The sequence below is a fragment of the Arthrobacter alpinus genome (genome assembly GCF_001445575.1).
Taxonomy (GTDB): Bacteria; Actinomycetota; Actinomycetes; order Actinomycetales; family Micrococcaceae; genus Specibacter; species Specibacter alpinus_C.
Genome location: NZ_CP013200.1, coordinates 2,197,027 through 2,222,461, shown reverse-complemented (window position 1 = coordinate 2,222,461; position 25,435 = coordinate 2,197,027). Strand labels below are relative to the sequence as shown.

General features: G+C 58.4%; 21 protein-coding genes and 1 pseudogene. 9 read left to right on the top strand and 13 right to left on the bottom strand.

Annotated features, from left to right (window positions below; all coding sequences use genetic code 11):
• Window positions 1-13: 13 nt before the first annotated feature.
• The 4 genes from AS189_RS09760 (at window position 14) to AS189_RS09740 (ending at window position 3,743) form a co-directional block, all read left to right on the top strand.
• Window positions 14-595 carry a hypothetical protein gene (locus AS189_RS09760; protein WP_129587234.1) on the top strand — a complete coding sequence of 194 codons (582 nt, stop codon included), beginning with the start codon at window positions 14-16 and terminating at the stop codon, window positions 593-595.
• Between the two features lie 533 nt (window positions 596-1,128).
• A complete protein-coding gene (locus tag AS189_RS09750) occupies window positions 1,129-1,794 on the top strand; it encodes an ABC-three component system protein (RefSeq protein WP_129587233.1) in 666 nt (221 codons plus the stop codon).
• Complete coding sequence (locus AS189_RS20235) at window positions 1,781-2,035, top strand: ABC-three component system middle component 6 (protein WP_062288118.1); 255 nt, start codon at window positions 1,781-1,783, stop codon at window positions 2,033-2,035. Before AS189_RS09750 ends, AS189_RS20235 begins: the two co-directional genes overlap by 14 nt.
• On the top strand, window positions 2,010-3,743 hold the full coding sequence (locus AS189_RS09740) for a DUF2326 domain-containing protein (protein ID WP_062288105.1): 1,734 nt from the start codon (window positions 2,010-2,012) through the stop codon (window positions 3,741-3,743). The genes AS189_RS20235 and AS189_RS09740 overlap by 26 nt, the downstream gene beginning before the upstream one ends.
• 221 nt (window positions 3,744-3,964) lie before the next feature.
• Here the strand turns inward: AS189_RS09740 and AS189_RS09735 are convergent, their stop codons facing one another.
• The 11 genes from AS189_RS09735 to AS189_RS09685 all read right to left on the bottom strand — a co-directional run bounded on the left by AS189_RS09735 (window position 3,965) and on the right by AS189_RS09685 (window position 15,934).
• Window positions 3,965-4,465: a single-stranded DNA-binding protein gene (locus AS189_RS09735; protein ID WP_062288102.1), complete on the bottom strand. Its 501-nt coding sequence runs from the start codon at window positions 4,463-4,465 to the stop codon at window positions 3,965-3,967.
• Window positions 4,466-4,524: 59 nt separating this feature from the next.
• The gene (locus AS189_RS09730) at window positions 4,525-5,676 is read right to left on the bottom strand and encodes an ArdC-like ssDNA-binding domain-containing protein (protein ID WP_062288099.1); all 1,152 of its coding nucleotides are present in this window, start codon (window positions 5,674-5,676) and stop codon (window positions 4,525-4,527) included.
• 52 nt (window positions 5,677-5,728) lie between these two features.
• Window positions 5,729-6,262 carry a hypothetical protein gene (locus AS189_RS09725; protein WP_062288096.1) on the bottom strand — a complete coding sequence of 178 codons (534 nt, stop codon included), beginning with the start codon at window positions 6,260-6,262 and terminating at the stop codon, window positions 5,729-5,731.
• On the bottom strand, window positions 6,249-8,060 hold the full coding sequence (locus tag AS189_RS09720; protein WP_062288093.1) for a type IV secretory system conjugative DNA transfer family protein: 1,812 nt from the start codon (window positions 8,058-8,060) through the stop codon (window positions 6,249-6,251). The genes AS189_RS09725 and AS189_RS09720 overlap by 14 nt, the downstream gene beginning before the upstream one ends.
• Window positions 8,057-9,514 (bottom strand): hypothetical protein, encoded by a 1,458-nt coding sequence (locus tag AS189_RS09715; RefSeq protein WP_062288090.1) that lies wholly within the window; start codon window positions 9,512-9,514, stop codon window positions 8,057-8,059. Before AS189_RS09715 ends, AS189_RS09720 begins: the two co-directional genes overlap by 4 nt.
• Window positions 9,511-10,983: an SCO6880 family protein gene (locus tag AS189_RS09710; protein WP_062288087.1), complete on the bottom strand. Its 1,473-nt coding sequence runs from the start codon at window positions 10,981-10,983 to the stop codon at window positions 9,511-9,513. The genes AS189_RS09715 and AS189_RS09710 overlap by 4 nt, the downstream gene beginning before the upstream one ends.
• Complete coding sequence (locus tag AS189_RS09705) at window positions 10,976-12,547, bottom strand: type IV secretion system protein (RefSeq protein ID WP_129587232.1); 1,572 nt, start codon at window positions 12,545-12,547, stop codon at window positions 10,976-10,978. Before AS189_RS09705 ends, AS189_RS09710 begins: the two co-directional genes overlap by 8 nt.
• A 9-nt stretch (window positions 12,548-12,556) precedes the next feature.
• Window positions 12,557-12,844: a hypothetical protein gene (locus AS189_RS09700; protein ID WP_062288082.1), complete on the bottom strand. Its 288-nt coding sequence runs from the start codon at window positions 12,842-12,844 to the stop codon at window positions 12,557-12,559.
• Window positions 12,845-12,947: 103 nt separating this feature from the next.
• Window positions 12,948-14,108 carry a C40 family peptidase gene (locus AS189_RS20725; protein WP_062288080.1) on the bottom strand — a complete coding sequence of 387 codons (1,161 nt, stop codon included), beginning with the start codon at window positions 14,106-14,108 and terminating at the stop codon, window positions 12,948-12,950.
• Entirely contained in the window at window positions 14,108-14,830 is a 723-nt protein-coding gene (locus tag AS189_RS09690) for a hypothetical protein (protein ID WP_062288077.1), read from the bottom strand. Before AS189_RS09690 ends, AS189_RS20725 begins: the two co-directional genes overlap by 1 nt.
• Window positions 14,831-15,025: 195 nt before the next feature.
• Entirely contained in the window at window positions 15,026-15,934 is a 909-nt protein-coding gene (locus AS189_RS09685; protein ID WP_062288074.1) for a sigma factor, read from the bottom strand.
• Window positions 15,935-16,148: 214 nt separating this feature from the next.
• On the opposite strand from AS189_RS09685, the gene AS189_RS19900 reads away from it, so the two are divergent.
• The 3 genes from AS189_RS19900 to AS189_RS09670 all read left to right on the top strand — a co-directional run bounded on the left by AS189_RS19900 (window position 16,149) and on the right by AS189_RS09670 (window position 18,759).
• Window positions 16,149-16,511, top strand: coding sequence for an ArsR/SmtB family transcription factor (locus tag AS189_RS19900; protein WP_129587231.1), 363 nt, complete (start codon window positions 16,149-16,151; stop codon window positions 16,509-16,511).
• A gap of 858 nt (window positions 16,512-17,369) precedes the next feature.
• A complete protein-coding gene (locus AS189_RS09675) occupies window positions 17,370-17,591 on the top strand; it encodes a helix-turn-helix domain-containing protein (protein ID WP_062288068.1) in 222 nt (73 codons plus the stop codon).
• 106 nt (window positions 17,592-17,697) lie between these two features.
• The gene (locus tag AS189_RS09670; RefSeq protein WP_160320818.1) at window positions 17,698-18,759 is read left to right on the top strand and encodes a tyrosine-type recombinase/integrase; all 1,062 of its coding nucleotides are present in this window, start codon (window positions 17,698-17,700) and stop codon (window positions 18,757-18,759) included.
• 203 nt (window positions 18,760-18,962) lie between these two features.
• Here the strand turns inward: AS189_RS09670 and AS189_RS20230 are convergent, their stop codons facing one another.
• A complete protein-coding gene (locus AS189_RS20230; RefSeq protein ID WP_160320817.1) occupies window positions 18,963-19,763 on the bottom strand; it encodes a hypothetical protein in 801 nt (266 codons plus the stop codon).
• A 505-nt stretch (window positions 19,764-20,268) separates the two neighbouring features.
• Here AS189_RS20230 and AS189_RS09665 point away from each other — a divergent pair.
• Complete coding sequence (locus AS189_RS09665; RefSeq protein ID WP_062288062.1) at window positions 20,269-20,910, top strand: SHOCT domain-containing protein; 642 nt, start codon at window positions 20,269-20,271, stop codon at window positions 20,908-20,910.
• A gap of 866 nt (window positions 20,911-21,776) precedes the next feature.
• Here AS189_RS09665 and AS189_RS09655 read toward each other — a convergent pair.
• Window positions 21,777-23,549, bottom strand: coding sequence for a hypothetical protein (locus AS189_RS09655; protein WP_062288056.1), 1,773 nt, complete (start codon window positions 23,547-23,549; stop codon window positions 21,777-21,779).
• Between the two features lie 735 nt (window positions 23,550-24,284).
• Between AS189_RS09655 and AS189_RS09645 the strand changes: the two are divergent.
• Window positions 24,285-25,428, top strand: a pseudogene (locus AS189_RS09645) (IS3 family transposase).
• Window positions 25,429-25,435 lie beyond the last annotated feature (7 nt).

Here is a 25,435-nt window from a genome sequence, read left to right as displayed (position 1 = left end):
CAGAGGTCGAGTCATGCGAACGAATCCGATGGTCAAACCCCAGAACACATCCGGCTGGGCGATCACACTCACCGTGATCAGCTGCGCCTGCCTCGCCATCGCCATTCGCCTGTTCTTGACACAGCCATCAGCCTCGCCAGCAGGCCTAGCTATCATGGTTGTCGCCATCGTCTTGGCCGGCGGCGCGGCAGCCATTTGGTTCGTAAAGTTGCGCCGAACGAAGGCATGGATCACCAATGCCGTCCAGCAATGGGAACACTTCTCCAGCGTCAAGAGCCTGCTGGGTGTTGCCACCGAAGTTACGGTGCTGGACATCCTTTCCATAGATCCGCTTGGCGCATGGGCCATCATCCGCTGGGATAAATTCGGACACGTACAACGGGCCTGGGTTGAGGCTCTCCCGGATGAAATCTGGCGTGATTCCGTGCTCTTAATTTCGCCTGATCCTGCCCAGATTCAAGTGCATGGACCGTGGCCAGAGATCTACTACCTCCGGGCAGCCGACTACCACGCATATGCGCCCGCCGCAGCGTTCCCATACTTCAGGGGTCCCAAATATCAATCGCTTGCCCGGGTCCACCCATCCAAGTCATAGTACAGAGCCTCTGCATAGGGTGATGCGGCCCGCCGAGCTGGTCACGACGGCTGCCGACTTAGCCTCGTCAACGTACAACCGCTTCATTTCCGCACGCCTGGCCGATGTGAAGAGCAAGTCTTGGTAGAGTCAATCCGTGATCGCCTAGCATCACCATTCCAGAATTTAGTTTTGCCTTGCAATGGATGCACTCTGACACATTCTTCTTGACGAGACACAAATGGTCGCCACTCTACCGGCGAAATCCATGGAGCGCGCGCTCCCACAGCTCCCCAGTTTTTACCTGCTTGGCGGCCCGCTTCGGAGTGCGTTCACTGCGTCTTACACTCGGCGCGTCGATATCCAAAATTGCCGGGCGTTCGAAGCCCTCTTGATATGGTTGATCGTCAAAGGGGGACATTATTTCACCGCGGAAATCGATTACGACGCCACAGCTTAAAGTGCTGCTAATGCGATCTGGACAACATTGCGCATTTGACGGATGCACGTCAAAGCTATTCGAAGAAGCTGACCACCCACAGGATCAGGACACAGTGGTCTCTGAGATAGCCCACATCCTTGCTGCCAGCCCAGGTGGCGCACGATATGACTCATCCCAGAGCGATGTCGAACGTGCCGACATTTCGAACCTGATCGTGCTTTGTGACAGGCATCATAAAGTGGTGGATACTCAGCGAGCCAAATACACCGCCGAGGCTCTCCGGTCGATGAAGGTCGATCATGAAGCGACGGTCAGTCGGGGGCAACTATATGCCATGAATGCTGTCGGATTCGCGGAATTGGAAGCGGTTTGCTCTTCCCTTCGACTCGCACCACGCGTCGTTTCAACGGGCATTGAAACGCTTGTCTTGCCGCCTGGAATCACCGAAAAAATGGTGGCCAACGACTTGGGTGACGCATCAGAAGCGCTGATCAAGATGGGAATCTCGAAGACGACCGCGGTAGAGGCGTTCATTAGCTTCAGCGAACGTGGAGTCCCGGGGTTCTCAGCCCGCCTTCAACAGTGGTTCAAAGCAAAATACGCCGAAGGGATACTGGCCTCCTTGAGCGGAGACGATTTGTTCTCCTTCGTGTGCTCGGCCGCCCTCGACAACGCCGGCGTGAACAGAAATGAACTGCTCGAGGCCGCGGCAATCGCCGTAGTAGTGCACCTCTTTGAAATCTGCGAAATCTTCGAGGCTGCTCGTGCTGCTTCCTGACAAGTTCATCGCGCCAGCCGAATCTCTCGTAGGCGCAGGACTGCATTTGTGGCAAACCATGCCCAGTGCTATGACGATCGGAGAGGCATGGTTTCTCTTTCGGAATCAAATAGACGAAAAAGCAAGTTTCTTTCACTTCGTCTTGGTTCTCGACGTCCTTTTCATGCTTTCTCTCATCGATTCCGACGAGAACATTCTGATCCGGAGGGATTCCAATGCTGATCCAGCTATCGGCGAATAAAGACGTTTTCGTCCCCATTGATTTTGAATCTGGCCTAAACGTCATCCTTGCCGACCGAACCGAGGAAGCCTCAAAAACCGATAGTCGAAACGCGCGCGGAAAATCCAGCCTCCTCAGCGCCATCAACTATTGCCTGGGAGGAAACTTCCCAAGTGAATTTGGAGCTCTGGCCGAAGATAACTGGGAATTCCGGCTCACTTTGATGCTTGATGGAGCGACCATCGCAGTGTCAAGAAACTGTGCATCACCTAGAAATCGTGTCAACATCCATCACCTTTCAGGAGAAGTCCCAGCTTGGCTCTCACTCTTGGAAGAAGGAGGACTACGAATTGAGACCTGGAAGCAGGTCCTTGGATGGAAGCTGTTTGGTCTCCCAGACGAAGCCGACGATGACGGAGCCCGTCTCTCCTCGCGCACTCTATTGACCTACTTGGTCCGGAGAACCGCACCTGACGATCCGACCAAAATCATGGCGCAGCAGCCCGCCCGGTCGTCACGGGTTCATACGGCCTACTTATTGGGCCTAGATTGGCAAGTTACAAATCAACTCGCAGACCTCAAAGATGAGCAACAGGTCTACAAAGCCATCGACACGGCCGCCTCGTCAAAGTTTCTCTCATCCACAGTTGGCAATGAAGCCGATCTTTTGATCGAACGCCAGGAAGCAATCCTTGCCCGCGACCGGGTAGCACAGGAAGCCCGCGATTTCGTTCTGCTCGATGACCCTGACGATCTCATCACACAGGCCGATCAGTTGACAGTTGAGGTGAATAGTCTCCGAAATGAGGCCTTCATGATTCGACAAATGGTCACCCTGCACGAGTCCTCTCTGGATGAATCCACCCAGTCGGCAGCCGATGAGACGCTGACAATGCTGCGTGCGGAAATGACTAGCGCGTTCAAGGCGGAAGCTCTAGCCCGCTTAGACGAAGTGGAAGCGTTCCACAATCGCATCTACGAGAACCGCGTCGGCTACCTGGGCAAAGAGCTGACAGATCTTCGCGGGCGTCTTGCCGACTACGAACGCCAGTTAGGTGTAAGCCTTGGTCGCCGAACAAACATCCTCAGTCAAATTAGCGCCGGCGGAGTCCTGGATGAACTGTTCGCGCTTCAAAGATCACACGTCGAGCTCGAAGCTCACGTACGCGATCTAGACCTACAAATTGATGCTCTGCGGCGCTGGGATAGAGCAAGGGAAGAGTTGAATGTCACGAAAGGCGAACTTCGTGTACAGGCGTCGGAAAGCCTCAACGAGCGTCAGCCCGAAGTTGACAGATTCGCAAGCCGGTTCGATTCTCTAATTCGGTCCCTGTATGGCCGAGGAGGAGCTCTTACCGTGAAAGTAGACGAAGACGGCTACAAAGTGACATTGAAAGTACCTGCATCAGCCAGCACTGGCGTCAGCAAGATGAAGCTCTTCAGCTACGACCTAACTCTCCTGGCGGAATCGGAACCAAGAGTCCATCCCAAATTCCTCATCCACGATTCCGTCGTTTTTGATGGTGTCGACACCGTGCAGACGCAGACAGCTCTAGAAACAGTCGAAAGCCTCGTCACGGCACCTGAGAACTCCAATTTTCAGTACATTGTCATGTTGAATAGCAACGAGGTGCCAGAGGCTCTCTCAGACTCCGATTGGTTCCTGAATGGCATCCGGCGTCGCATCCTCGAGACCGAGGTGGGTGGCGCGTTTGGTGTCATCTTCTGATCTGATTTGCTTTGAAGCGATCAAGTTGTTTTGCGTATCCCGCTCTCATCTCCTATCTCTAGGGAGTGCGACGCCGACCGACTGAGCACGGGCCGGATGATTTAATGTGCCCAATTTTCGAGGAGTTGTGCGTGATTGTCCATGGCCTGCGAATCCCGTGGCAATGTATTGCAACTTTCAGAATGATCTGGTGACAGCGAGGTAAAAAGCTCGTCTCGAAATCACATTTGGAGTCCTCGGGCCGCCTCTCTTGCCACTGAGGGCGCTGATAACGGCTGGGCAGGTGCGGTTCCCCAACCGCTGGCCACCTCCGGCGCCGTTTGGTCCGGCCCGTGGGCCGCGACGGATGCCCCCAAATTTGCCTTGGGCGTCCGTTCGTAGGAGGTTGTCCCAAACCGGAGGTCCGGGCCGATGACTTCGGCGATGATGCGGCGTGCTTCGTGCTGGGCACCGTCCTTCTCGAATGACCTGAATTCGAGGTCGCCGGTCACGGTGACGGGGTCCCCCTTCCTCATTGAACGGGCAACATTCACAGCCAATGCCCGGAACGCGGAGACGTTGTGGAACACGGGGACGCCGTCGCGCCAAGTTCCGTCGGCTGCCTGAAAGCGCTGGTTGACGGCGACGCGCATCTTCACGTGCGGGATGCCGGACTCCATGTAGAAGATTTCCGGATCGGCGACGAGGTTGCCGTTGATGCTGACGGGGATTCTGGTGCCCATTTTATTTCCCTACCTTCTATGGTCCCGGCCAGCGTGTCCAGCCGGGATGCTTGCTTGGCTTAGAACGCGTCTATCTTCGGCGCAGTACCGTTTGATTGGTGGCCACTCACAGGCCCGGTGAGGTCAACACGGTCCCATGCAACGGCCACGCCGGCCGTTGCAGGTTTGCCGCCCAGGTTGCGGGGCTGCGTGACTTCCAGGATGGACCGGCATGCCGAGGTCACTCGGGCAAGGGTGGAGCGGGCGATCTCAATCCTGCTGGCAGGCTCTATCCCGGTCGGTGAACCCAACAGGCTGGAGTGTTCAACACCCACTACTTGGTCGGCCCATCCGGCGAGATAGCTGCCTGATTGGGCGCTGCGATCGATGCCGTGGGCGCGCAACACCATGTAGGCGACGGATTCAGCTTCGACTTCTGCAAGGCCGCGATGGTCCAGTACGCTGCCGTAAAGTTTCCCGAGTTTGTCGTCAGGTCCGTGGAGGCAGGTGTGGCCGAGTTCGTGAGCCAGCACGGCGACGCGTTCTTCTTGGCCCAGCCAGGCGCCGATCTGGATCTTGCGGCCGGCGAAGTCCGTGTATCCGCTTGAGAGGCCGTATTGGCTCATTGATCGCTCAACATCAAATCCTTGTTTCTGCACGAAATTAACCAGCGATGACCACAACCCCATGGGAGAGGAGCCAACGTCCACCATGGGACGCGGAATGTAGATGGGTTGCCCCTCCGTTTGGGACACGTCGAACACTGCTTGGGCCCGCCATCCAACAATCTTTCGGAGATCCGTTTCCTTGGTGCAGCCGCTGGTCTGATCGGCAATGGCCGGTGTTGGCTTGGCCTCAGTCTCCGTTGTTGCATCTATGTTTTTCCCTGCTGTGCGTGGTGCGAGGACCCACAGTGCGTGCTCTCCTTTGAGTACGTTGCGGCCGTGGCGTTCCCACTCTCGGAACCCTGCCACCAGCAATGGTTGCTGTTGTCCGCGTTCTTCCATTTGAGCCATGAGCAGGGCAATGTTGCCGCCGGAGTAGCGCCACAGGGTCGCTGAGGTGTCCAGGAGCATGTGCCAGCGTCCGGGTGTGGAAATGGCATTCTCCAGCAAGGTTTCCAGTTGTTGGGTCAGCCCGGCCAGCCGATCCTCATTACTCGGACGTGGGCCGGCTGGGCGTCGGCCCGCTTCCTCCTTGCTGTCCGGGTGGTTGCTGCTTGCAGGGGCCACGGCGGCCGCCTCCCTTACTTCTAAAAATTTGTCCCCGTGTTTGCGGTGATACTTATCCATGGTGCGAACTGCCCCCAACCACATGACTAGCGTCGCCTGAATTTTCAGACACTATTTGGTGCGACTCCGCCGTCCAAGCCAGGAACTCCGGACCTCCAGTGGGAAGCAATCGAGGGCTCACCTCACGGTGAACTTGCAGCCCCACGCAGCCGATGGTTCTGGTCTCAATCCTCAGGCGTTCAATGGCCAGGGGTAGCCGTTCGTGGAATCCGAGCGGCCCGAAGCCAGGATCGGTTGGCGTGTAGGACGATAGTTCAGCTTTTTGCAGGGCGTATAGTTCTGCGACGAGTTCCGAGTGACGCCACCAACAGTCCGGAACGACCGAGCTCGTCAGCCGGTACGTGGCCACGAACCAGGACACCCACCCGCTCAATGCCGTCCACGCTTTGGGTGCGCTCACTCGATCAAGCTCCCGCCACCGATAGGTCGGCGCTTCCAGACCGTCGGGTGGCCTTTGGAGGATCTCGCCTGTGGAGAGGTCTCCGAAGAGCCTGTCGGCAGCTTCGTCGTCATCAAAGGGATTCATCACGTGCCTCCTGCTCGACTGTTTGTTGGTGGATGTGGCCTTGGGCGAGGGCGTCTTCGGCCTCAAGCTTCGAGCGGCCCAGGGCGGCTGCGTCGCGGCGTTGGTGCCAACCGCGCAGGTCCAGCAGGATGGGGCGGGTGCGTCTCCCCATCATCAGGGCAGTACCGGCGGGCAGACGTCGAATTTCATGGAGTGCAATGACGGGCAGGTCCCGGATCTGCTCCCCTTCCTGCCTTCCTTGGGATGACCAGGAGTGGGTCCTGTAGGTGTGGCGGCGCTCCCCTAGCAGGGAGGCCAAGTCGCGCAGGTCTCTCTCGTCGGAGCCGCCGCCGAAGATGACTTTGATGATGGCTGATTCCCAAATGGTGGAGGCTTCCTCGATCGACCAGCCAGAGCGGGCTTGGGAGAGGGATTGGAGGACGACCAGGGTGGAGATCCCGATGCCGCCACCGTCTGAGAGCACAATGGGCAGTCCTGGCCAGGGCGAGAGGTTCGCGATTTCATCCAGGATCAGGGACAGAGGTGGATCTAACCTTCCACCCGGTGCGGTGAAGGCCATGTCTCTGGCCGCGGCATCAATGTCATCAATCAACGCTGACAGGTAAGGACCTGCCGCTGCTGCCCCGGACTTAGTGCCGATCAGGTATAGGGTTCCACGGTCGCGGATGAAGGTTTGGGGATCAAATTCGTCCTCCGGGTTCACCGGGTCCAAGGCGGCGAGGACTCGGGGTGAGGAGAGGGGTGCGACGGCGGCGGAGACGCCGATCCAGGAGTTGGAGGTGTTGCGGGGGTCGTCTTCGAGGATGCCCATCAGGTCTGAATGCCAGCCCAAAGCTGCCCGTGGCCCGTTCAGGACATCCAGTGCCTCGGTAGCCAGTGTGGGGTTTGATGACCAACGTCGGAACGCCTGGATGCCTTCGCCGGAGAGGGCGGCGGCGTGCAGCAGGCATTGCAGGACGATTTGTGCCCGCTTCTGCCAGGCCGCGTTTTCGCCGCTCATTTTCGAATCCGCCGAAATGACCAGTGCACGGCGTACTGCCACGTCAGGGTCCTCGCATCCTCGTACTGGGGACCAGCGCAGTGTGGAGGTCAGTCCGGACATGCCTTGCGGGTCAAAGACTGTCACGGGGCGCCCGTCGGTGGCGCGGGCTTTCATGGTGACAGCAAGGTTGTCGGCGCGAGTGGAGGTCGTCACGACCGCTCCTGGTGCGTCCAAGATGGCGTTGATGACAACGAAGAGTCCTTTGCCGGAGCGTGGGGCGCCTTGGATGACCATGGATTCCTCGGTCGAGACATGAATCTTGGTACCGCGTGAGGTGCCCAGGGTCCAGGACACGTCAGATAATTGTGGGTGCTTGAGACCTGGGCGGGTGATCTTGCCCCGTTTCAGGGCCGCCCGCCTCCCGTACTCGCGCACTACTTCGGTCCTCTGGGCCATGCCGTCCCTGCCGAGGATGTCTTGGCGCAGCCACGCCCCCGACTGGCGCCAGCTCCGCCACAGGAAGAACGCGAACAGTACCGCCACCAGCAGCAGAACCAGCACCGGGCCAAGAAGCACCCAGACCGCGCCCGTACCAATCGTGCATCCTGGCGGTGGTTGGCCGATCGCTGCAAAGTTCCCGGTAAACAATCCGACGGCAGCCACCGGGCTTGGTGGTCCGTTCAGCCCCTGCCCGCATTTCCATTGCGAGGCCACGTTCCCGGCCGCCACCGTCAGAGCACTGAACCCAACAAACCCTGCCGCGCAGAGAAGGCCAGTGGTAATGAGCGGTGTGGAGTCCGCGTGCACGATACTCATGGCATCATCCTGTGATCAGTACTAAAGACCGTGAGTTCATCGCTGGTGACCTGGTTGGCGACGATGAAGGAACGGTTGCCGACTTTCCATAGCCCGACGCCCTTGGGCAGTTCCTCTACTTGGCCGCATTCGGCTTCGGTGAGTCCGAGTGCGTCCTTGGTCAGGCGCATGGAGTCATGCTTTTGCCGGTAAATGATCCGAGTGTCGGCCTCGGTGAGCAGGCCGAGGGCTTTTTGGCGGTGGCCGCTGGTGCTGTCGCCAATCTCGTTCAGGTCCGCGACCTTGTGCATGATCAACAGGTTCGCGATGCCGTAGGTACGGGCGAGCCGCCACTGTTCACTCATTTTGACCAGCATGTAGGGATCGGCCAGCATGCGCCAGCCCTCGTCGTAGACCACGATGCGCTTGCCGCCGTCGGGGTTGGTGATTGCCGCTTCCAGCCACGTAGCGCCACAGGCGGCGGCCAATGAAAGCGCCTGTTCTGAGGCCCCGATCAGGGCTGAGGTGTCCATGACCATCATGGGTGCGTCGGCGTCGAAGGAGACTGTGGATGGGGCGTCAAACATGCCCTCCAGGTCCCCGGAGACGGTGCGTCGCAGGGAATGGGCGACGGCCCGCCCACCATCGGGTCCGACGAGTTCTCGGGTTTCCTTCGATGGGTTGAGTAGGTATTCCAAGACCATGGGCAGGGTGGGGGTCTCGTTGGCGGCGACCGCTTCGGTCAACGCCATGTCTAGGGCGGTGTGTTCGACCGGATGCATCGGAACGCCTTGGCGCATGAGGGAGACGAGGGCGACGAGCAGCTGACGGCGTCGTTGCCGGACCACCGCCTGCCACTGGGCGTTGGACAGGTCTCGGGAGCGGGGACCGGCGTCCAGGGGGTTGACCCTAGTGGGCCGGCCAGGGCCCACGGATATGACTTTGCCGCCAACAGCGTTGGCTACCGACACCCACTCCCCCTTGGGATCGGAGGCGACGGCGGCTTTGCGGCCCAGTGTGATGGAGCGGGCTACGAGGGATTTAGCGCACATGGATTTCCCCGTTCCTACCGTGCCGATGATCACGATGGAGGGGCCGCTGATGACGCCTTTGTCGTAGAGGACCCAGGGATCGTAGGAGAAGGCGCCGGAGCCGAATACGTCGCTGCCAATGTAGGTGCCTTCGTGGCCGAGGCCGGATTCGGTGATGAAGGGGTATGCGGCTGCGAAGGTCATGGTAGAGGCCCGGTGAGGGGCCGGGTGCAGGCGGTGCGGGCCCTTGAACGAATGTGGACCGAACGGCTGTAGGCGCGTGGTGTCGGGTCCTTCCTCGTCGCCGGTCAACAGTCCCATCTTCTTCCAGAAGGGCTCCTGCCGACCGGCGACGACTTGGCCCTGCAGCGCTCGGCGTTGCCGCTTGGCGTTGCGGGACTCATGGCTTGGAATGAAGGTGACAGCTTGTTGGGTGGATTTCATTTCAGTCCCCTTCCTAGGGGTAGTCCCCCGGCGATGAAGGCCGGCCATTGCTCACCGACGAGCAGTCGCAGGTCGACGAAGGCGCTGGCGGCCGCTGATTCGAGTTCTTGGCGGTGGCTGGAGAGTTCTTCCAGCGATGTCCCGGTGATGGTGACGTACGCTGCCGGGCGGACGTCCCCGTGCCCAGCGACGATTTCTTCTTCGCGCTGGTGGACTTCTTCTTCTTCGGCGCGTTGTTCACGGGTGCTGGGGCGGTCAAATTTGCTGTTGATCCGCTGCCTGGTTTCATGGGCTTCTTGGGCGGAGCGGATGTCCTTGAGGGCCTGGTCGGTGGGGATGGCCTTGATGACTTGGGTGACGGTGTGCCGGAAGCCGCCGACGTAGACCAGCGGGTGAAGGAAGCCTGGGAAGACTTTTTGGCGGGGCCATTCCGCGATCCAAAAGGTTTGGTGGAAGCCACTGTCGGTGCGGATGTAGGACCAGTGTTCTTCCAAGGCCGTGGGGCCGCTTTGGCTGGGGTCCACGCCCTTGAAGTCTCCGGTGCGTTGGGAGATACGCATGACAGATTCGGGATCGAACGCTCCCCGGAGGACCGCGGAGAAGCTCCTGTCTCCCAGCCATTCCTCCACGATGACACCGTGGGTTTTGAGCCCGGTACGCAGGGCATTGATTTCTGAGCGCAGGGTGCTCTCCAGCCCGAGGGGCCCTCCTCCGGCGTCATGGATCCGGCGCCTTGCCTTGCTGGTGTTCAGCACCAGTGTCAGCAGAATATCGTGGCTTGATGCTGTCCCCGCGGCAGCGATGAGGTCCCTATAGGAGCTATCACCCCAGCCCGTAGCCGGAGTTTCCCTGCCGCGAGAGGTGACTTGTTGGTCGTAATAGTCTTGGAGGGCTGTGGCCGGAAACTGGACGGTGTGGTCTTGGATGGCGATTCTAGCCACGACGGGCCGTTTGGCCAGTGCTGCTTGCACCCGGGACCAACCCTGGACGGCGTACGCCTTATCGTCATCATCCAGCAAGGCAAAAGCTCCGGCCCGGCAGCGCAAGACTGCGAAGGCCTCATGGGCCTGAGCGTCGACCAGAAAGCACTCGCCGAAGACGGTGCGGTGGATGGCTAGGGACGCGAGTCCGCCAGGAAGAACTAGGGTACCGACCGGGACCGGGTCCATGGTGGGCAGGAAATAGGTGGTTTGCCCGGTCACCTTTCGCACCAGAAATCGGGCCCCTGTCAGCGCCCAGAGAGGATACGGGGTTCGCGCATATTGCAGGACACCGAAGAACAACAAGAAGAGCCAGACCGGGCTGGAGCCCAGAAATCCTGCTGGCCCACCGATAGCCGAAGACAACCCTGCGATCAGGACCCCTCCGGCGGCGATGGCCAGTTGGTACCACTGCAATCCTAGGATGACGCCGCGGCGTTCGTGACGGGGAAAACTCACCGGTTGCAAGGCGTTGGTGTCCTCAGTCATGATGTCCTCCAGTGTGGGGCGGTCTTATGGGTGGATTATTCGGTCGAGTTGCCGGTGGCCGCGGCTTGGGGCCCGATGACGGGCTAGGACGTGGAGTCCTTGGACTCGACGGGCTTACTCCCGGGTGCGGCGCACCCGGATTGGCTGGCTTCGGTGGAGCAGGAGTGTTCTTCCCCGCAGGGGTGGGGATCCCCGTCGGCGGCGACTGGGGCGCCCGGGGCTGTCCAGATTTCTGCTGTCTCCCCGGCGTGGGAGTGGGCGATGCTTGGCCCGAACCCGGAGCCGTAGGTAAGTGTGAAGTCTGAGCGTCGGCAGCAGCAGGTCGCGCGGCCGGAGCCTGCGGAGTCGCTGGCCGAGGAGTCGGAGTCCGCGGCGTAGGAGGCCGCTCGGTCGGCGCTTGTGGCGTAGCTGGCCGTGGCGTGGCTGCTGCCCCGGGGCCCTGTTGAATCTTGGGCTTCTCAGGGGAGGATGCTGCCCGGGAATCGGCTGACTTCTTCACCGGAAGCGTGTCGGGTTTCTCGCTTGATGGCACCACTTTCGGGCTTTTCATGCTGCCGGAGGTGAGCATGTGGTGGCCACGGAGCTGTTGCCCCAGCTGCCGCCCGGCAAAGTTTGCCCCTTTATGGGCGAGCTGGCCTCCACCAGCAGTTTGAGCCGCTGCCGCCAACTCACCACCGGCAAAGCCAACAAGTTTCAAAGCCATCAGCGGTGCCGCACAGGCAAGTGTCATGCCCACAGCACCGGCAGCCAGACCAGCAAAAGACGTAGAGTTTGCGTACAGCTTGACGGCCACAGCCAGAACAGTCGCCGCCAGCGGTTTCGCCAGCAGCAAGGCAACGACAATCTCACACCACCTCCCCGCCCACGACTTAGTCTTCTCCCATGGCATTAACATCAGGGCAACCGGGGCAACTGCCGCAAGCACAACCAAAGCAAAGGAACGGAAGATCATCGAACACATCAAGATGAACGCCAGCACCCACACTATGAGCGTTGCTAAGACCGTGATGACGATGGTGCCGGTCACTTGATCCCCTGTCACGGCCTGCCCACCGATCGGGCTCACAACCCACGTCTGTCCCGAACCGGCCGGGCCATGTTGAAAGCCAAAGAGGCGCATGAAAACCACGTACGGGTCAGACCCCATCGTGGCCAACAACGCTGACGAGGCGCTGTCGCTGACATGAGTCAGGACCTGCATCAAATACACAGCACCGCCTACGACCGGAACTGCAACAAAGCCGCCGATCAGGGCCCGCCAGATCCGGCGTGGTTGTTGCGAGATGAGTCCAGAGAGCATTTGCAGGATCATGACGGCCACCAACGGCGTCATCATGACCACGACCCACCAACTCGTCAGTCCCTGGACGGCTGTCCACTGGGAATCGTCCACATCGGAGACACCGAACGCCCCGGAGATGAAGGACCACAGCCAAGAGGCGATGCTCTCCAAGATCCCGGCAAAGAAGCCGCTAATGCTCAAATTAACGGTGTCCTTGGCCGCGGACACAACCCCGCAGCCTAGGGGCCACCATCCCCCGAAGGTGCACTCCAGCGGTGGCATGACAACAGCTCAGAACCCGAGATGGAAGGCGGTTTGCGACCACAGGATGTAGCCGTTGATCCCGCCGAGGATCGCAGCGATGGGGCCGGTCCAGAGCAGGATCATCCCACCGCCAGAAGCCAGCCGGGATGATTGGCTGAGTTTGCCAGCCAACAGCATGGCGGCTCCAATGATCGCGACAATGGCGATGATAATGAAGGCCCCGACCAGGATTCCCCCACCGATTTGCTTGAGGGAGTCCAAAAAGGGAAAGTTGCTGTTGGGGACGATTCCCGGGTCCACGGGTGCGAAATTCATGACACTACTCCATCCGGATGTTCGAGGCAGACCGTTCGTTTGCTTCTCCACTTCCATGCACCACTGGCCGCCAAGCCGTATGACCTGCGTTCGCCATCGACCATTAGTCAGCTTGTCCCGGTCGGAGGAGGGTGAAGTATTGTGTGCCGGGATTCCAGCTGACGGGGTGGAGTAGCGTTCCGGCCGAGGGGTTCAAGGCGCTGTACATCATTCCTTCGCCCGCGTAAATACCGACATGACCCCAATGATTCGGCCCGTCCGGATCCTGCACCACCAAGTCCCCTGGCTGCGGCGTTACCGTGGGGCGCCCGGCCAGCCACTGTTCCGTTCTCGGCAACGCAATCCCTACCTGGGTGTAGATCCATTGCACGTAGCCGGAACAATCCCAGGCCTTGAACGCCGTACCACCCCAGACATAGCTACCACCCACACCCTCTTGGGCATAGTGGAGGATCGCTTGCCGCGTCGTACTCAGATTGGCAGGGACAGTCGGCGCGGAAGGGTCCTCCGAAGCGGCCGCCTGCAGGCAATTTTCCGGGACGCCCGTCCCGTCGACAGAGGCCATGACGGCCAGCGCCGCCGGCGCCCACCGTTCATAGAGTTCCGGGAACGCGGACACTTGGACAGTCTGGCCCGCCCTGCCCAGACTCATCGAGGTCCAACCATTGATGTCCAAGAGCCCGCCAGGGGAGCCATGGTTGGGCCCTCGAGGACCACCAAAGAACGCTTCGGCGTTGTAGGCAGGAGTCATCAATTCTTGGACGGTCCCCCATCCTGCGCTGGGGCGTTGTTGGGCTGATCCAAGGGAATCATGATCGTAACCGAGGCCATCATGGGGCATACTCATCGAAGCGGGGACGGCTGGATTGGCCAGCATCTTGAGCCCGGATTCTTGGAGAGCGACCATGAGTGCTATCTGAATCCCCTTCGTCGGAACACCCAAAGACTGGCCCACCGAGATGTAGCTACCAGCGACGGATTGCTGCTGAGAGTCAAGTGTCAGTGGTACGCCGTTGGGTCCTGGAACAGTCAGGCTCACCACCTCATTGCTCAGCGGCATTGCTGGTTGCAGGGGATTTCGCGTCACCGCCGACTCTTGGTTTGTCGAAGTGCAGGATGAGCTCGTGCCCGCGATCTGGGCCACGAGGATGCTGGTACCGCCGAGCAAGGCGGCCATCCCCACCGGGACCACCACAACAAGCACGGCTAGTGCCCGTTGGATCAGTCGCGCTTTCGCGATCGCGGCCAAAGCTGGCGCGGGCATCAGTAAACAATTCGGCTGGCAGAGGTGTAAAAGCCGGCCAATGCACACCGACGGGCTGGGGCCGTTACCGCCGGCGGGCAGTTCACCATCACACTGACAGGCACACGGTAAGCAGTTGCGTGGGGATCCGCTGTGGAACGGTCGGTGACGCTGAGCGTCATGGTGCAGACATGCAGCCCAATCCACGGGGCCGGGTGGTCCCGAAATTGCGCCAACGCCTTATCGCAACTCGTCTGGATGACCGTGGCCGTCCGGTACGCCCCATAGGCGGAGAGTTGAGCAAAAGCCGCCGAGTTGATGCCAGTCCCCTCGAACTCCTGCGTATACACAGTCAGCGGGTTCGAACCATCAGCAAGAACGAGCCACCAGCTGCGCACATGCGAATACACCTGTGTGTAGCTGGAGGTCCGAGAGTCCCAGGTATACAGCGCGCGGGCGGTGTCCTCGGCATACGCCGTGAAGTCTAGGGTCTGTGGCTCCCCTAGCGACACTGCAACGTCAACCGGTTCCGGGGTCACTCCGACAGCAGGACCCTGTGCTGCTGCCGTTTGGCTCTTCGGAGGTGGGGATGTCGGTACATTCGTGGCCCATTGGGATGTGCCTGCTCCTGGTACCAAGAACAAGGCGATGACCACGGCCGTCAGGGTTCCCAGTAGTGCTATCAAAAGCCACTGCCGCCTGGAACGGGGCAGGTAGCTTTTCCATGCTGATGGTCCACGCATTGGAGACCTCCTTTACCCATCCATGGAGCAAAGGAGGCAATTGCGCATGACTTGGCTAGGGCAGATCTGCGGCCGCGGCCACGTCAGTCCACGACGTCATTCGCATGCAAACACCACCGGAGGGAACTGCCGCTAACCGGACGAGATTGCTCGGTAGGCGGAGGCCTGTGCGCGGATATGTCCTTGGCCAGGGCACTACTGGGGCATGGCCTGAGCATCTTGTGACATCCGGATAACTCTCAGAGCTGCCATATACAACGCCCTGGTCCGTCCTGTCTGGACGGCGACATACCGGGGCGTGACGTTGGCCTTGGCCGCTACGACAGGGAGGGCGGCAATGCGGTCCGGTCCGCTCAGCCGAGGCGCAACGATCGTTGCCGCGATGGCTCGGTGCAACTCGGTCGGCAAGCAATTCGATGCGCTCACGGCCAAAACATCAGTCTTAGCTTCGTCGGAATCCACAACGGCCAAGGCGTTCCTCACCGTGATGGCCATTTGCCGCACGAACTTCAAGTCCCCGCGCGCCCTGCGATAAGCCGGGCTGTCAGCACGGTCACAACGATTGCTCGCTATGCCGTTGCTATCGTCGTAGCCATCCAAAAGAAGGAACATGGCTGAGCCCCAAGCTTCTTCGCCAGCGCACATCCGTGTCAGCTTCAGGACATTGATCGCCCAATCTCGATCGGCAACACCGGCAGGTTCCGCCACTGACTCCTGTGGCCGATCGAAGGCTGGGTGGTCCTCGGATTCCTCCGTGAAAAGGGGAACCGTATAGTGGGCGGCAAGCTTGGCAATGTGCGCACTGCAAACGTTTTTGGCGATGCCCTGGACCCAGGCTCCGAATCTGATACCGGGCAGCGGTTGGTACTGTCCCCGCGACACTCCAGACCACACGGCGATGCGGATGTCCTGAAGTACGTCTTCCATCTCATTGGAGCATCCGGCCCGGGCCAGACGTGAGCGAACAAACACGGAGATATCGCCCACTGCCGTCATAACATCCTCGTCCAGGATGACACAGTGGTTGGCTACCAAATCCGGCTTGAAATCCGCCGGAAGCTGGTCCGTGCGGCGGGACGTTCGAGCTGATGCATAAGTGACCATCGTCGTCTTCGTTCAAGAAAAACTGCACACTATGGGGTCAGCCCCTATGCTGCCGGTATGAAGCGGCGGCGTTGCGGCCCGGATGGGTTCCAGCACAGGTGCCAGAATCCGACAGTTGATATTAAACAATTGATATTAACTAGTGTCAGCACACGATTTGCTCATGTCAACGGGGTCTATGGAAAGCTGTGGATAAGTGGGGCAGAATAGGAACATGCCTAAGATCACGCACCCGGTAGATTTGGCTTGGACCAACGATGTGGAAGCCTACGTTGAGACTTTCGGCAATCGTGGGCGCAACGAAATCATTCGGTATCTCGAGGAACATGGGCCAGTACCGCGTGGCGATATTGTGGACGCCGTCAGTGCCGGGGAGGCGAGCGTTGCCCAGCACCTAATCGCGCTCGAGAAGACCGGTGCCATCATCGTGGACATCGTCCAAGGTCGCCGCCACGGCAGGTCCCCCCGTTATTCCGTAGACTACGACCGAATCACGGTACTACTGGAGGCTCATCAGGACTATCTACATCATCGCCAACAGCCCCAACCCCAGGAGGCAAAGGAAGATCGTCACTGAGATATTCGACGATGTCTTCTAGCGTCTCAGGTGAAACATCCCCCAACGTTTGATCCACGAATGACTTCACCTTGGCCTCCCGAAATGAATGGACAGATTCAAGCTGATCCCAAGCTTCTTCGGAAATTTCTATGTCCTCGACGGTGATCAGATAATCTGGGCTGACCTTGAAATAGTCAGCCAAAGCCGTCAGCAACGGCCTGTCAGAGATCAGCCTCCCGTTACCATCCTTCATGTAGGACCACCGCGCCCTAGACAATTTCACCCCACGGACAGTCATCGCCGCACTAATGTCCGGAAAGGTCGCTGGCTTGTCTCCCTCTGCGTCGGCGATGTCCAGCAAGAGATGTAGCTTTCGAGCCAGTTCACCCTGAGGCGTACGCCTCACCTCATCCGCTCTACCGGGCTTTTCTTGGTCCGCCATGTGTCTCCAATCCAAATCCTGTGACTGTCTCAAGTATTGTCCGGCCGGTCACGCCGTTCAAGGAGTCGTTGGCCTTGAGAGTTCGCAACTGGCCGCCTGCACGTCAGCAACTCGAAAACGTTCCTGCGGATGGAGTCGCTTCTTCGACTATTCATCCATGTCGTTTTCTCCGCCTGCCGCACGATCCCCTGATATTCGGGCGATGACCCCATGGGACGCCCAAGTTTAAGACAAGTGCTTTCACTGCCGGAATGACGGCGCCACTTGGAGCGGGGATTTCATCGCCCACACGGGCTACGGCGGATTCTATCCACCCTGACCGGCGGTAGGCGAGTCGACCGCCGTCCTTCACCTGATCTGCCAACGCAAGTCATGTAGTTTCAGTGTCTTTGCGCCATGGAAGGGGGAAGATCAATATTGAATAGGAGAATCCGATGACTGAGCAGTCAAACCACGAGCCATCAACCCTTGGTTTCGTCGATGAGTGGATGACGCCGAAAGAGATCTGCCGTGAGTTGCAGATACCCGAGCAGACCTTCTACCAGTGGCGCGTCAAGCACGCGGGCCCGAAGGCTCACAGGATCGGGCGCCACCTTCGCATCAGCCGCACAGATTTCAACGCGTGGCTCGCCACAACAGAAGACCCCGTTGTCTAGAGCAAAAACACCGCTCGGGACTTGGGGGAAGATTACCCGTCGGAAGCTGGGACCGACCACTTGGCGGGCCCGGGCAACCATGCGCGGATACGACGGGAAGCCCCGCATGTACCAAATGACCGGGCCAACCGGGGCGCAAGCCGAAGCTGGCCTCCTGGCCAAGCTCAATGCCATGCTGCCTCCTACCGACGATGTCATCAGTCCAGACATGGTCATGAGTGAACTTGCCAAGTTCTGGTGGTTGGAATTCGAAGACCTTAAACGGGCCGCCAATACACGCCGCCGCTACAGGGAAATCATCGATACCTACATCTTGCCCGGCGTCGGCAACCTGACTATTCGAGAAGCGAACGTCTCCACCTTGGACAAGTTCCTCAAGGGTGTGCGCACCAAGCACGGCAACGCAACAGCCAAAATGTCCAAAACGCTGCTTACCGGCATGTTGTCCTTGGCAACACGCCATGGCGCAGCCGCTGCCAACCCTCTCCGGGAAGTCGCCCGAATCCCCACCAGCACTAAAGAAGTCCGGGCACTGACTATTGACGAAGTAGCCAAACTTCGACACGACGTCTATGCCTGGCAGCAGCCAACAGGCAGACAGAACGGTTTGCACGAAAAAGATATCCTCGACGTCGTGGATATGATGCTAGCCACCGGTGCCAGGATCGGCGAAGCGCTTGCCATTCGGTGGTCCGACGTCGACCTTGCGGCCGAGAAGCCAACGGTTACCGTTCGCGGCACCGTCATCGACGTTCGGGGCAAGAACGGACTTAGAATCCAGGACCACCCCAAGAGCGCCAACTCGCGGCAACGCTACTTCCTGCCGCTCTTTGCTGTGGAGATGCTGCGCCGGCGCCAGGCTGATCCTGTCCGCCAGAATGACCTTGACTTGGTGTTTCCTTCCACCACCTTGACCATTCGTGACCCCAATGGGTTTCGCAAGCAGTGGCGCGAAGCCCGGAAGGCCGTCGGCTTCGAATGGGTCACCCCACACACTTTCCGAAAGTCCGTCGGAACCATCCTGGCGAACACCCAAGGCATGGCCGCTGCGACTGCGCAGTTGGGCCACTCGAGCGAACAGATCACAAGCAAGCACTACGTCCAAAAGACGCACGAGGCACCAGACAACACTGAGGTGCTGCAAGTATTCGGCGAGAAGCCCAAATAGCCTAAAGTCAAGATTGCCTTCAGCTACCCGTAACTCTCGAATCCCAAAGATATAGAACCGCTGCCGAGACACATTGGTTCCGGGGCCCGATCCAAGCCCAACACCCGCCCCCGCTGATCAACTTGTTACCAACGCCGGTGTCCCTGAGGCGTTTGGACCTCTGGTGGCAGCCCTCTGACCGGTCCGCGAATGTGGAGCGGTCGTTAGCTTCCCCAATTACCTTCAATGGGTGGCCCAAAAACCACTTTCGAAAAACTACAGTACAGACCCGTATCCAGGGCGTCAGCGTAAACATTTGTTACGTCAACATCTCCGAGGAGTTCGAATCTGACAACGGGCGATCCAAAGTTGTGGAATGTCGTTATATCATCGTCGTCCAGAGTTTCTGTGCTAATGCCAGGCTGTACAACCCGCGTTTCCAAAGCTCGCGATCCCCCGCCCATCTCCACCCCAGTAGATCGGACACCAGCAATCTTCAAAATATCTATTGGATGAAGCTCCAATGGAATTCCGATTCTGTTGTCAATCGTGATTACACCACGATAAGTATCCAGGACTCCGCCGGAATACACCGGTGTGACCGAAGTCAGAGTCATAGTGACGCCCCGATCTAGTGGGCACACCAACTTTGGTTCAATCGGCAACACAGCAAGTTGAGATGGTGGAGCAGGGGCTTCGATAGCTTGATTGGGGGCCAGTTGCTCCGGCGTGAATCGCGGGGCAGCTTCAATAGACTCCACGGGCGACGGTCGCACTAGAGTCGAGGGTTCCGGTCGAACTAGAGTCGAGGGTTCCGGAATAACTTGAGTCTGCCTCGGCGAAGGAATCTCCGGCGAACGGCTCGGAATCACAAAACTTGTTGCCATTGCAGGCGTACCAATCGCACCGTTAGCTTTCAGATTCGCGGAAAGATAACCTCCGGCGAAAAGAATCCCGGCTACCGAAACACACGCGAAACCAACCACGGCGAACCGTCTCAGCCTGATGTTCTTTCTTTCATCCACGAGCCAATCCTACGGCGTCACCTCACAAATTCTAGACTCACAGTCCCGTATCGGGGGCATCCTGCATGGTTTTTGACACTACCGCCCGGTGCCCTCTTGCAGCAACCTCATTTGTTCTCAGTTTGATGCCTCAAAACGATCGCTCTACAACCCGGCAGTACGCCATTGACGAAGCTGCGCACAGACAGATTGATCAATTCTCCGTCCACTCACCCACCGGATGAAATGGGCAGCCATGGCAGAGCTATTTTCGAAAAGGAAAGGAGGGTAACAGCCGCCCTTGGGCTTAGCTACCCAAACATTAAGTGCAAAAAGTCTCTGCACGGTTGGTGGTCCGTCGCTAGCAGGCAACGAGTCCGGCTCCGAAATTTACGGGTTCAAGTCCTCCGCGAACAAAATGCCGTGACTTATGGTGAAGCCATCCAAGTACCCACCCGGCAGTGAATTCTAGGGTGAGGACTGGTCAGAGGAACGCGCGGGCCGAGGTTACTGCTAATCTCTGAACATGGGCAATTACGGGCGTGTTATAGGCGGGCACTACTTGAACGCGACCGTGTCGCCGGCTCCTATTGGGAGCGAGCTCGTCGTGCAGTCTGGTCTCAAATGGAGGAAGCTGAACGAAAAGCACGTCAGCGCCTGGGAAGAGATCGTTGCTGAGTCGAAAAGCGGCACTGTAAGCGCGGTAGGTCAAGCGGTTGCTGGAGCCGTACTTCCGCGCTTCATGAGTAAGGCCGCCTCCGCTGCGGTCGGCGCAACGCTTGACACGACTATGCGGCCACCGCATACGGTCCGCATTGACTGGGCTGACGGGAAGCAATCACTCGTCAAGTTGCCCGACAAGCTCTACACTCACCTCGCACTAATGCTGAAGAGTCGGCAAATTGCGCCTGTGGAATCGACGCCGCAAGAGATCGATGCATCGCCTGCACTTGTTGCCCCAATTGGCCTTGGAGAGCAAGCGCTCACGCACTTGTCGGGATTCTTCAAAGACCGGCTACCTGTGCCAGCCACGGCCCTCGAATCGGCACAGGCGATCCAACCCGATGTAGCAGAGCAAATTACTAAGCTCGCTGCACTCCGAGATGCTGGAATACTCAGCGAAGACGAATTCTCAGATAAGAAGTCCGAACTGCTGGCGCGCCTCTGAGCCACAGGTCCGTCCCCGGTCACAGCACGATACTCATGCCTCTGTGGCTACAAAGAATCATGGGCTCTGAGTCAAATCACCATTCATTCGTACGCGCGAACATCGCATGAGGCTGTCTGCCCAAGGTTTGATATTGAAATCTTACTTATCGGACCTGTAGCAACGAAAGCGATCGCGTATTAACCTGCGCAGCACTTTTCCACCCGTTCGCAGTTTGGCTCACGAAAAGGTCCAACTTCTGACCCACCAAAACGGCAACACCGAAGCAAGCTGCCCCTGAATTCTTGATATTCACGCGCATCTCCTCCACCCCAAAATGCACCAAACCGCACGTTTTACGGCCGACACCGAGAGTCCCGTCGGTCGGACCGAACTCGTGCACTGAACAACGCGAACTGGTGGCGCACGACGACCTTCCATCCACAACCAGTGACATGCCGTCCACCATGCCGATGAACCTGCAAACGCCCTAATCACGGATTCGAACGAGCTCAACTGGCAAGAAACTAGCCCGTCGCACCCCGAACGAGCCGGCGCGTCAGCTCACGTAATTCTGCAATCATGCCTTGGACCAACGGCCCAGCGAACGAATACGGCCTGCCCATTCCAACCTGCCCTTCTTCCGCTCAGCCATACAGCCAACTCATCCCCTAAGGGGAACCTCCGGCGGATCCCACCTCCACGAACGTCAACGAAACCTCCGCGTTGTCATCAGCGCCCCAAACCGGGCCCTGGTTTTTGGCTCCTCGCCATTTCGGAGCACTCTTAGATAGCTCGTTGCCGTGCGCGGGGAGTGCGGACTGTGAGTTCCTGGTTGTTCTGTGTTGGTCATTTTTCGGTTGTTTAGAAAGTGCTGTTGGTTTCCGTTAGGCGCCAGATGGGCCATGTTTGAAACGTTTGGCTAGACGAGTGTCGAGTTGATTCAAGAAGAAATCTCTCTCTTCATCATCTTGGAGCAGGATGGCGCAAGCAAGTTCTGTTTCTCTGGCTCGTTCGTCAACTTCTCGAGCAGCTTGGTGTTTGAGTGTTCGAATGGATTCTTTGTCGAGTGAGGACAGGTCTCCCGTGCGTGCGGCGATTTGCCAACCGTTGATCAGATAGTGGGGTTGCTCTCCGTAATTGGATTGGAGCCAGGAGTTGAGTTCGGCTGCGGCGGTGAGAAATTCTCCTTTTCTGCGGGGAACCTCGTCGGCAGCGCGAAGGAGCCTTAGAACCGTGTCGTTGGCTCGATCATCTGTTCCTGCATGGCTTGAGACCTTTTGGTATGCGGCGACCAAATTCTCTAGGTGCAGGTTCAGTGTGAATGGAAGGTACTTGTATTCGAACACGTCGTAGACAGTGACGATGGCGGGGGCATCGTGCGTGTCCGTCGATCGAGAAACGATGTGTCCTGGCATGTTTGGATCGAATGTCCCGTACAAGCGCCAGGTATTGGTGGGTGGATCATTGAGCACGATGAATTGGAGATTCCACTCTCCGATAGGTTGGGAGATTCTTCCTACGTGTTGGTGTTCCGAGGAGAGTGTTTCACCGTGGAGCAACACGCCCTCAAGGGCCAGCAGCTGCTTGCCCCGGTACTCTTCAAGAGAATCGAGGTCCACGAGTCTGGTGTCTACGCCTAGGCGTTCACATAGGTTGGCGATGGTTTCTAGGAAGTGCAAGTGGTCACGAAGATCACCGGTTTCGTCACTGGGAGTTACGAGCATTGTGTGAAGGTTGCCATTGATCTTGAGAGACTGGTCATCTAGGAGTGTGAAGTAGAAGCCGAGGTCGTGGAGGCGCTCTTCGAGTGTGGGACGCATGGACACAGTGATGTTGCCTGGGGATTTGAGCGTCGGTCCTTCCACAGACATGGTCATCGTTATTCCTTTGGAGAGGGTGAGCTCAACCGTGGAGACGTCCACCTTCCTCAGGTGCGGATTCGTGTACTCAAAATCTCCGGCTTCAACGTGCACGTTGGTGTATCTTCCGTAGTAGTCCTCCGGAATGATCTTTAGTTCGTGGTCAGCGAAAACTCTGGAGCCGTCGGCGAATTCGTAGGAGACGGAGTAGTTGACCTTATCTCGCGTTAAGGTCAGGGGAGCTGAAAGGTCAAGCGCCTTGTCAGAATGCAAGGTGATACTTACCGGCTCTTGGAGCAAATTGAAGTCAATTCGAACCCGAGGGTCCTCTGATTGTGTGTTTGCCGCAAATCGAATGATTCTCTCGATTTCTGAGGGGCCTTGAGGGAATGGTTCGAGGTGGATGCTGACTCCTCCACTGGGCGGAATCTTCTTAAGTAGACTCTCGATTTTGAACGGCGTGAGTAGTGCGTACATCAACTTGGTTTGAAGTGTCTTTTTGTTGACGTATACAACGAAGTAGAGAACACCGCGCAGTTCTAAGAATCCTCGAAGGTCGTTCGACTTAACGGTGAATGACTTCGGCGGATTCTTCCCGGCCTTATGTCCTCGGGCCTTCACCTGGACATTTACGCGGTGCTGGAAGTTCGCGTTGGAGATCTTTGTAGCATCTGCGTAGACGTCAATGTGTCCGTCGGTCAGGGGTGTGCGGTCATTTGCCAAAACGTAGGCTCTGAGCCGATGGCACCTGAGAATTCTTTCATTGACGGCGGTCACGCCTTGCAGCTCCATATCCATACCATCAATTGTGGACTATGGATATGACATAGCGTGGGCCACGATGGCGGCGCCGCAGAAAGGGGAAACAAATCGTACGCTACGGGCAAGTTGAACTGGGTGGTCACTGGACTCAAGACTCTGGACACGCTCTGGTGACTGCAGGCTGAGTTCGTTGAATCCTAGGGCTCTTGGACACCGGAGCGCCGCGCTCCAAGGCGGATTCTCGATATAATTGATGAAAGGTCATGTATCCCGCAGGATGCGATGATCCTCTACATCTCGAGGTTCGCGCTCCTCAAAATCGACAAAACGACACGGTGGCCTTGCATCTACTAAATCGCCGTGTCCAGAGCCCTGGGACTAGAACTTGCCAATGGAAGCTACCCAGAGCCTGTCCGTATCGGGAACCTTGAGTGGGACACATCGTTGTACCTGTCGGCGTATGCAGCATCGCGTTGTGAATGATGGAATCATGGGTGAATGCGCGAGGGGAAACTGAAGAACAGAACAGCCTATGCGCCGGCAACAAGTATTTAGAGGACACGACTGGTATAGGGCCGGGCCGGTGGGTATAGAGACTAGGAACCACGCATTTGGGAATGAAGAATCATGGCCTGAGTGGTCAGCTGTAAGGCAGGCGGTACGACGACACAGGCCCTCCGAGCTTTTGCCTGCGCTAGCCACAGGGGACTGCCCCGGCTTTGCTTGACTCCTGACTTGTGAGGATACGTTCCTTGCAGCAAGGATATTGATATGCCTAAGCCTTTTCCCGCCGAGTTCCGCCGCGATGTTGTTTCCGTGGCTCGCAAGCATGAAGCACCGATCGCTCAGATCGCTAGGGATTTCGGGATCTCCGAGGCCACTCTGCATAACTGGCTCAAGAAAGCCGATATCGAGGACGGCACCCGCCGGGTGTAAGCGCTGTTGAGGCGGCCGAGCTGCGGGATGTGAAGAAACGCATCCGGCTGCTGGAGCAGGAGAATGAGATCCTGCGTCGGGCCGCAGCGTTCTTCGCCCGGGAGCTGCCCCCAAAATGACGTTCCCGCTGGTCCTTGATCTTGCCGCGGACGGAGTCCCCGTCGCGGTGGCCTGCCGGGTGCTCGGCTTCTCCAAGCAAGCCTTCTACGCATGGAAGGCGGCTCCGGTGACGGACCGGGATTGGGCTGATGCGCATCTGATCAACGCCGCGCTAGATGTCCATCGCGACGACCCGGCGTTCGGGTACCGGTTCATTGCTGACGAGTTGAAGGACCAGGGACTGGCTGCGGGTGAGAACCGGGTCCAGCGCCTGTGCAGCAGCCAGCGAATCTGGTCCGTGTTCGCCAAGAAACGCGGCCTGACGCGCAAAGCGGGCCCGCCCGTCCATGACGACCTGGTCAAGCGGGACTTCACCGCAACGGCACCCAACCGGCTGTGGTTGACGGACATCACCGAGCACCGCACCGATGAGGGCAAGCTGTACCTGTGCGCAATCAAGGACGTGCATTCGAATCGAATTGTCGGCTACTCGATTGATTCACGCATGAAGGCGTCTCTGGCCGTTGCAGCTCTGCGCAACGCGGTGTCGCTAAGGTCGCCACAGGGGGCGGTGGTGCATTCGGATCGTGGCTCTCAATTTCGTTCCAACGCCTTCGTCCGGACCCTGAAGAGCAACGGGCTGACTGGGTCGATGGGGCGGGTGGGTGCGTGTGCTGACAATGCCGCCATGGAGTCATTTTTTGCGCTGCTGCAGAAGAACGTTCTGGACCGGCAGCGCTGGTCCACGCGGCAGGAACTGCGGCTGGCAATCGTGACCTGGATCGAGAAAACCTACCACCGGAAACGCCGACAACGACGACTTGGCCGGCTAACACCGATCGAGTTTGAGACAATGAATACCGGCCTCGAAGCCGCCTAGAAACACT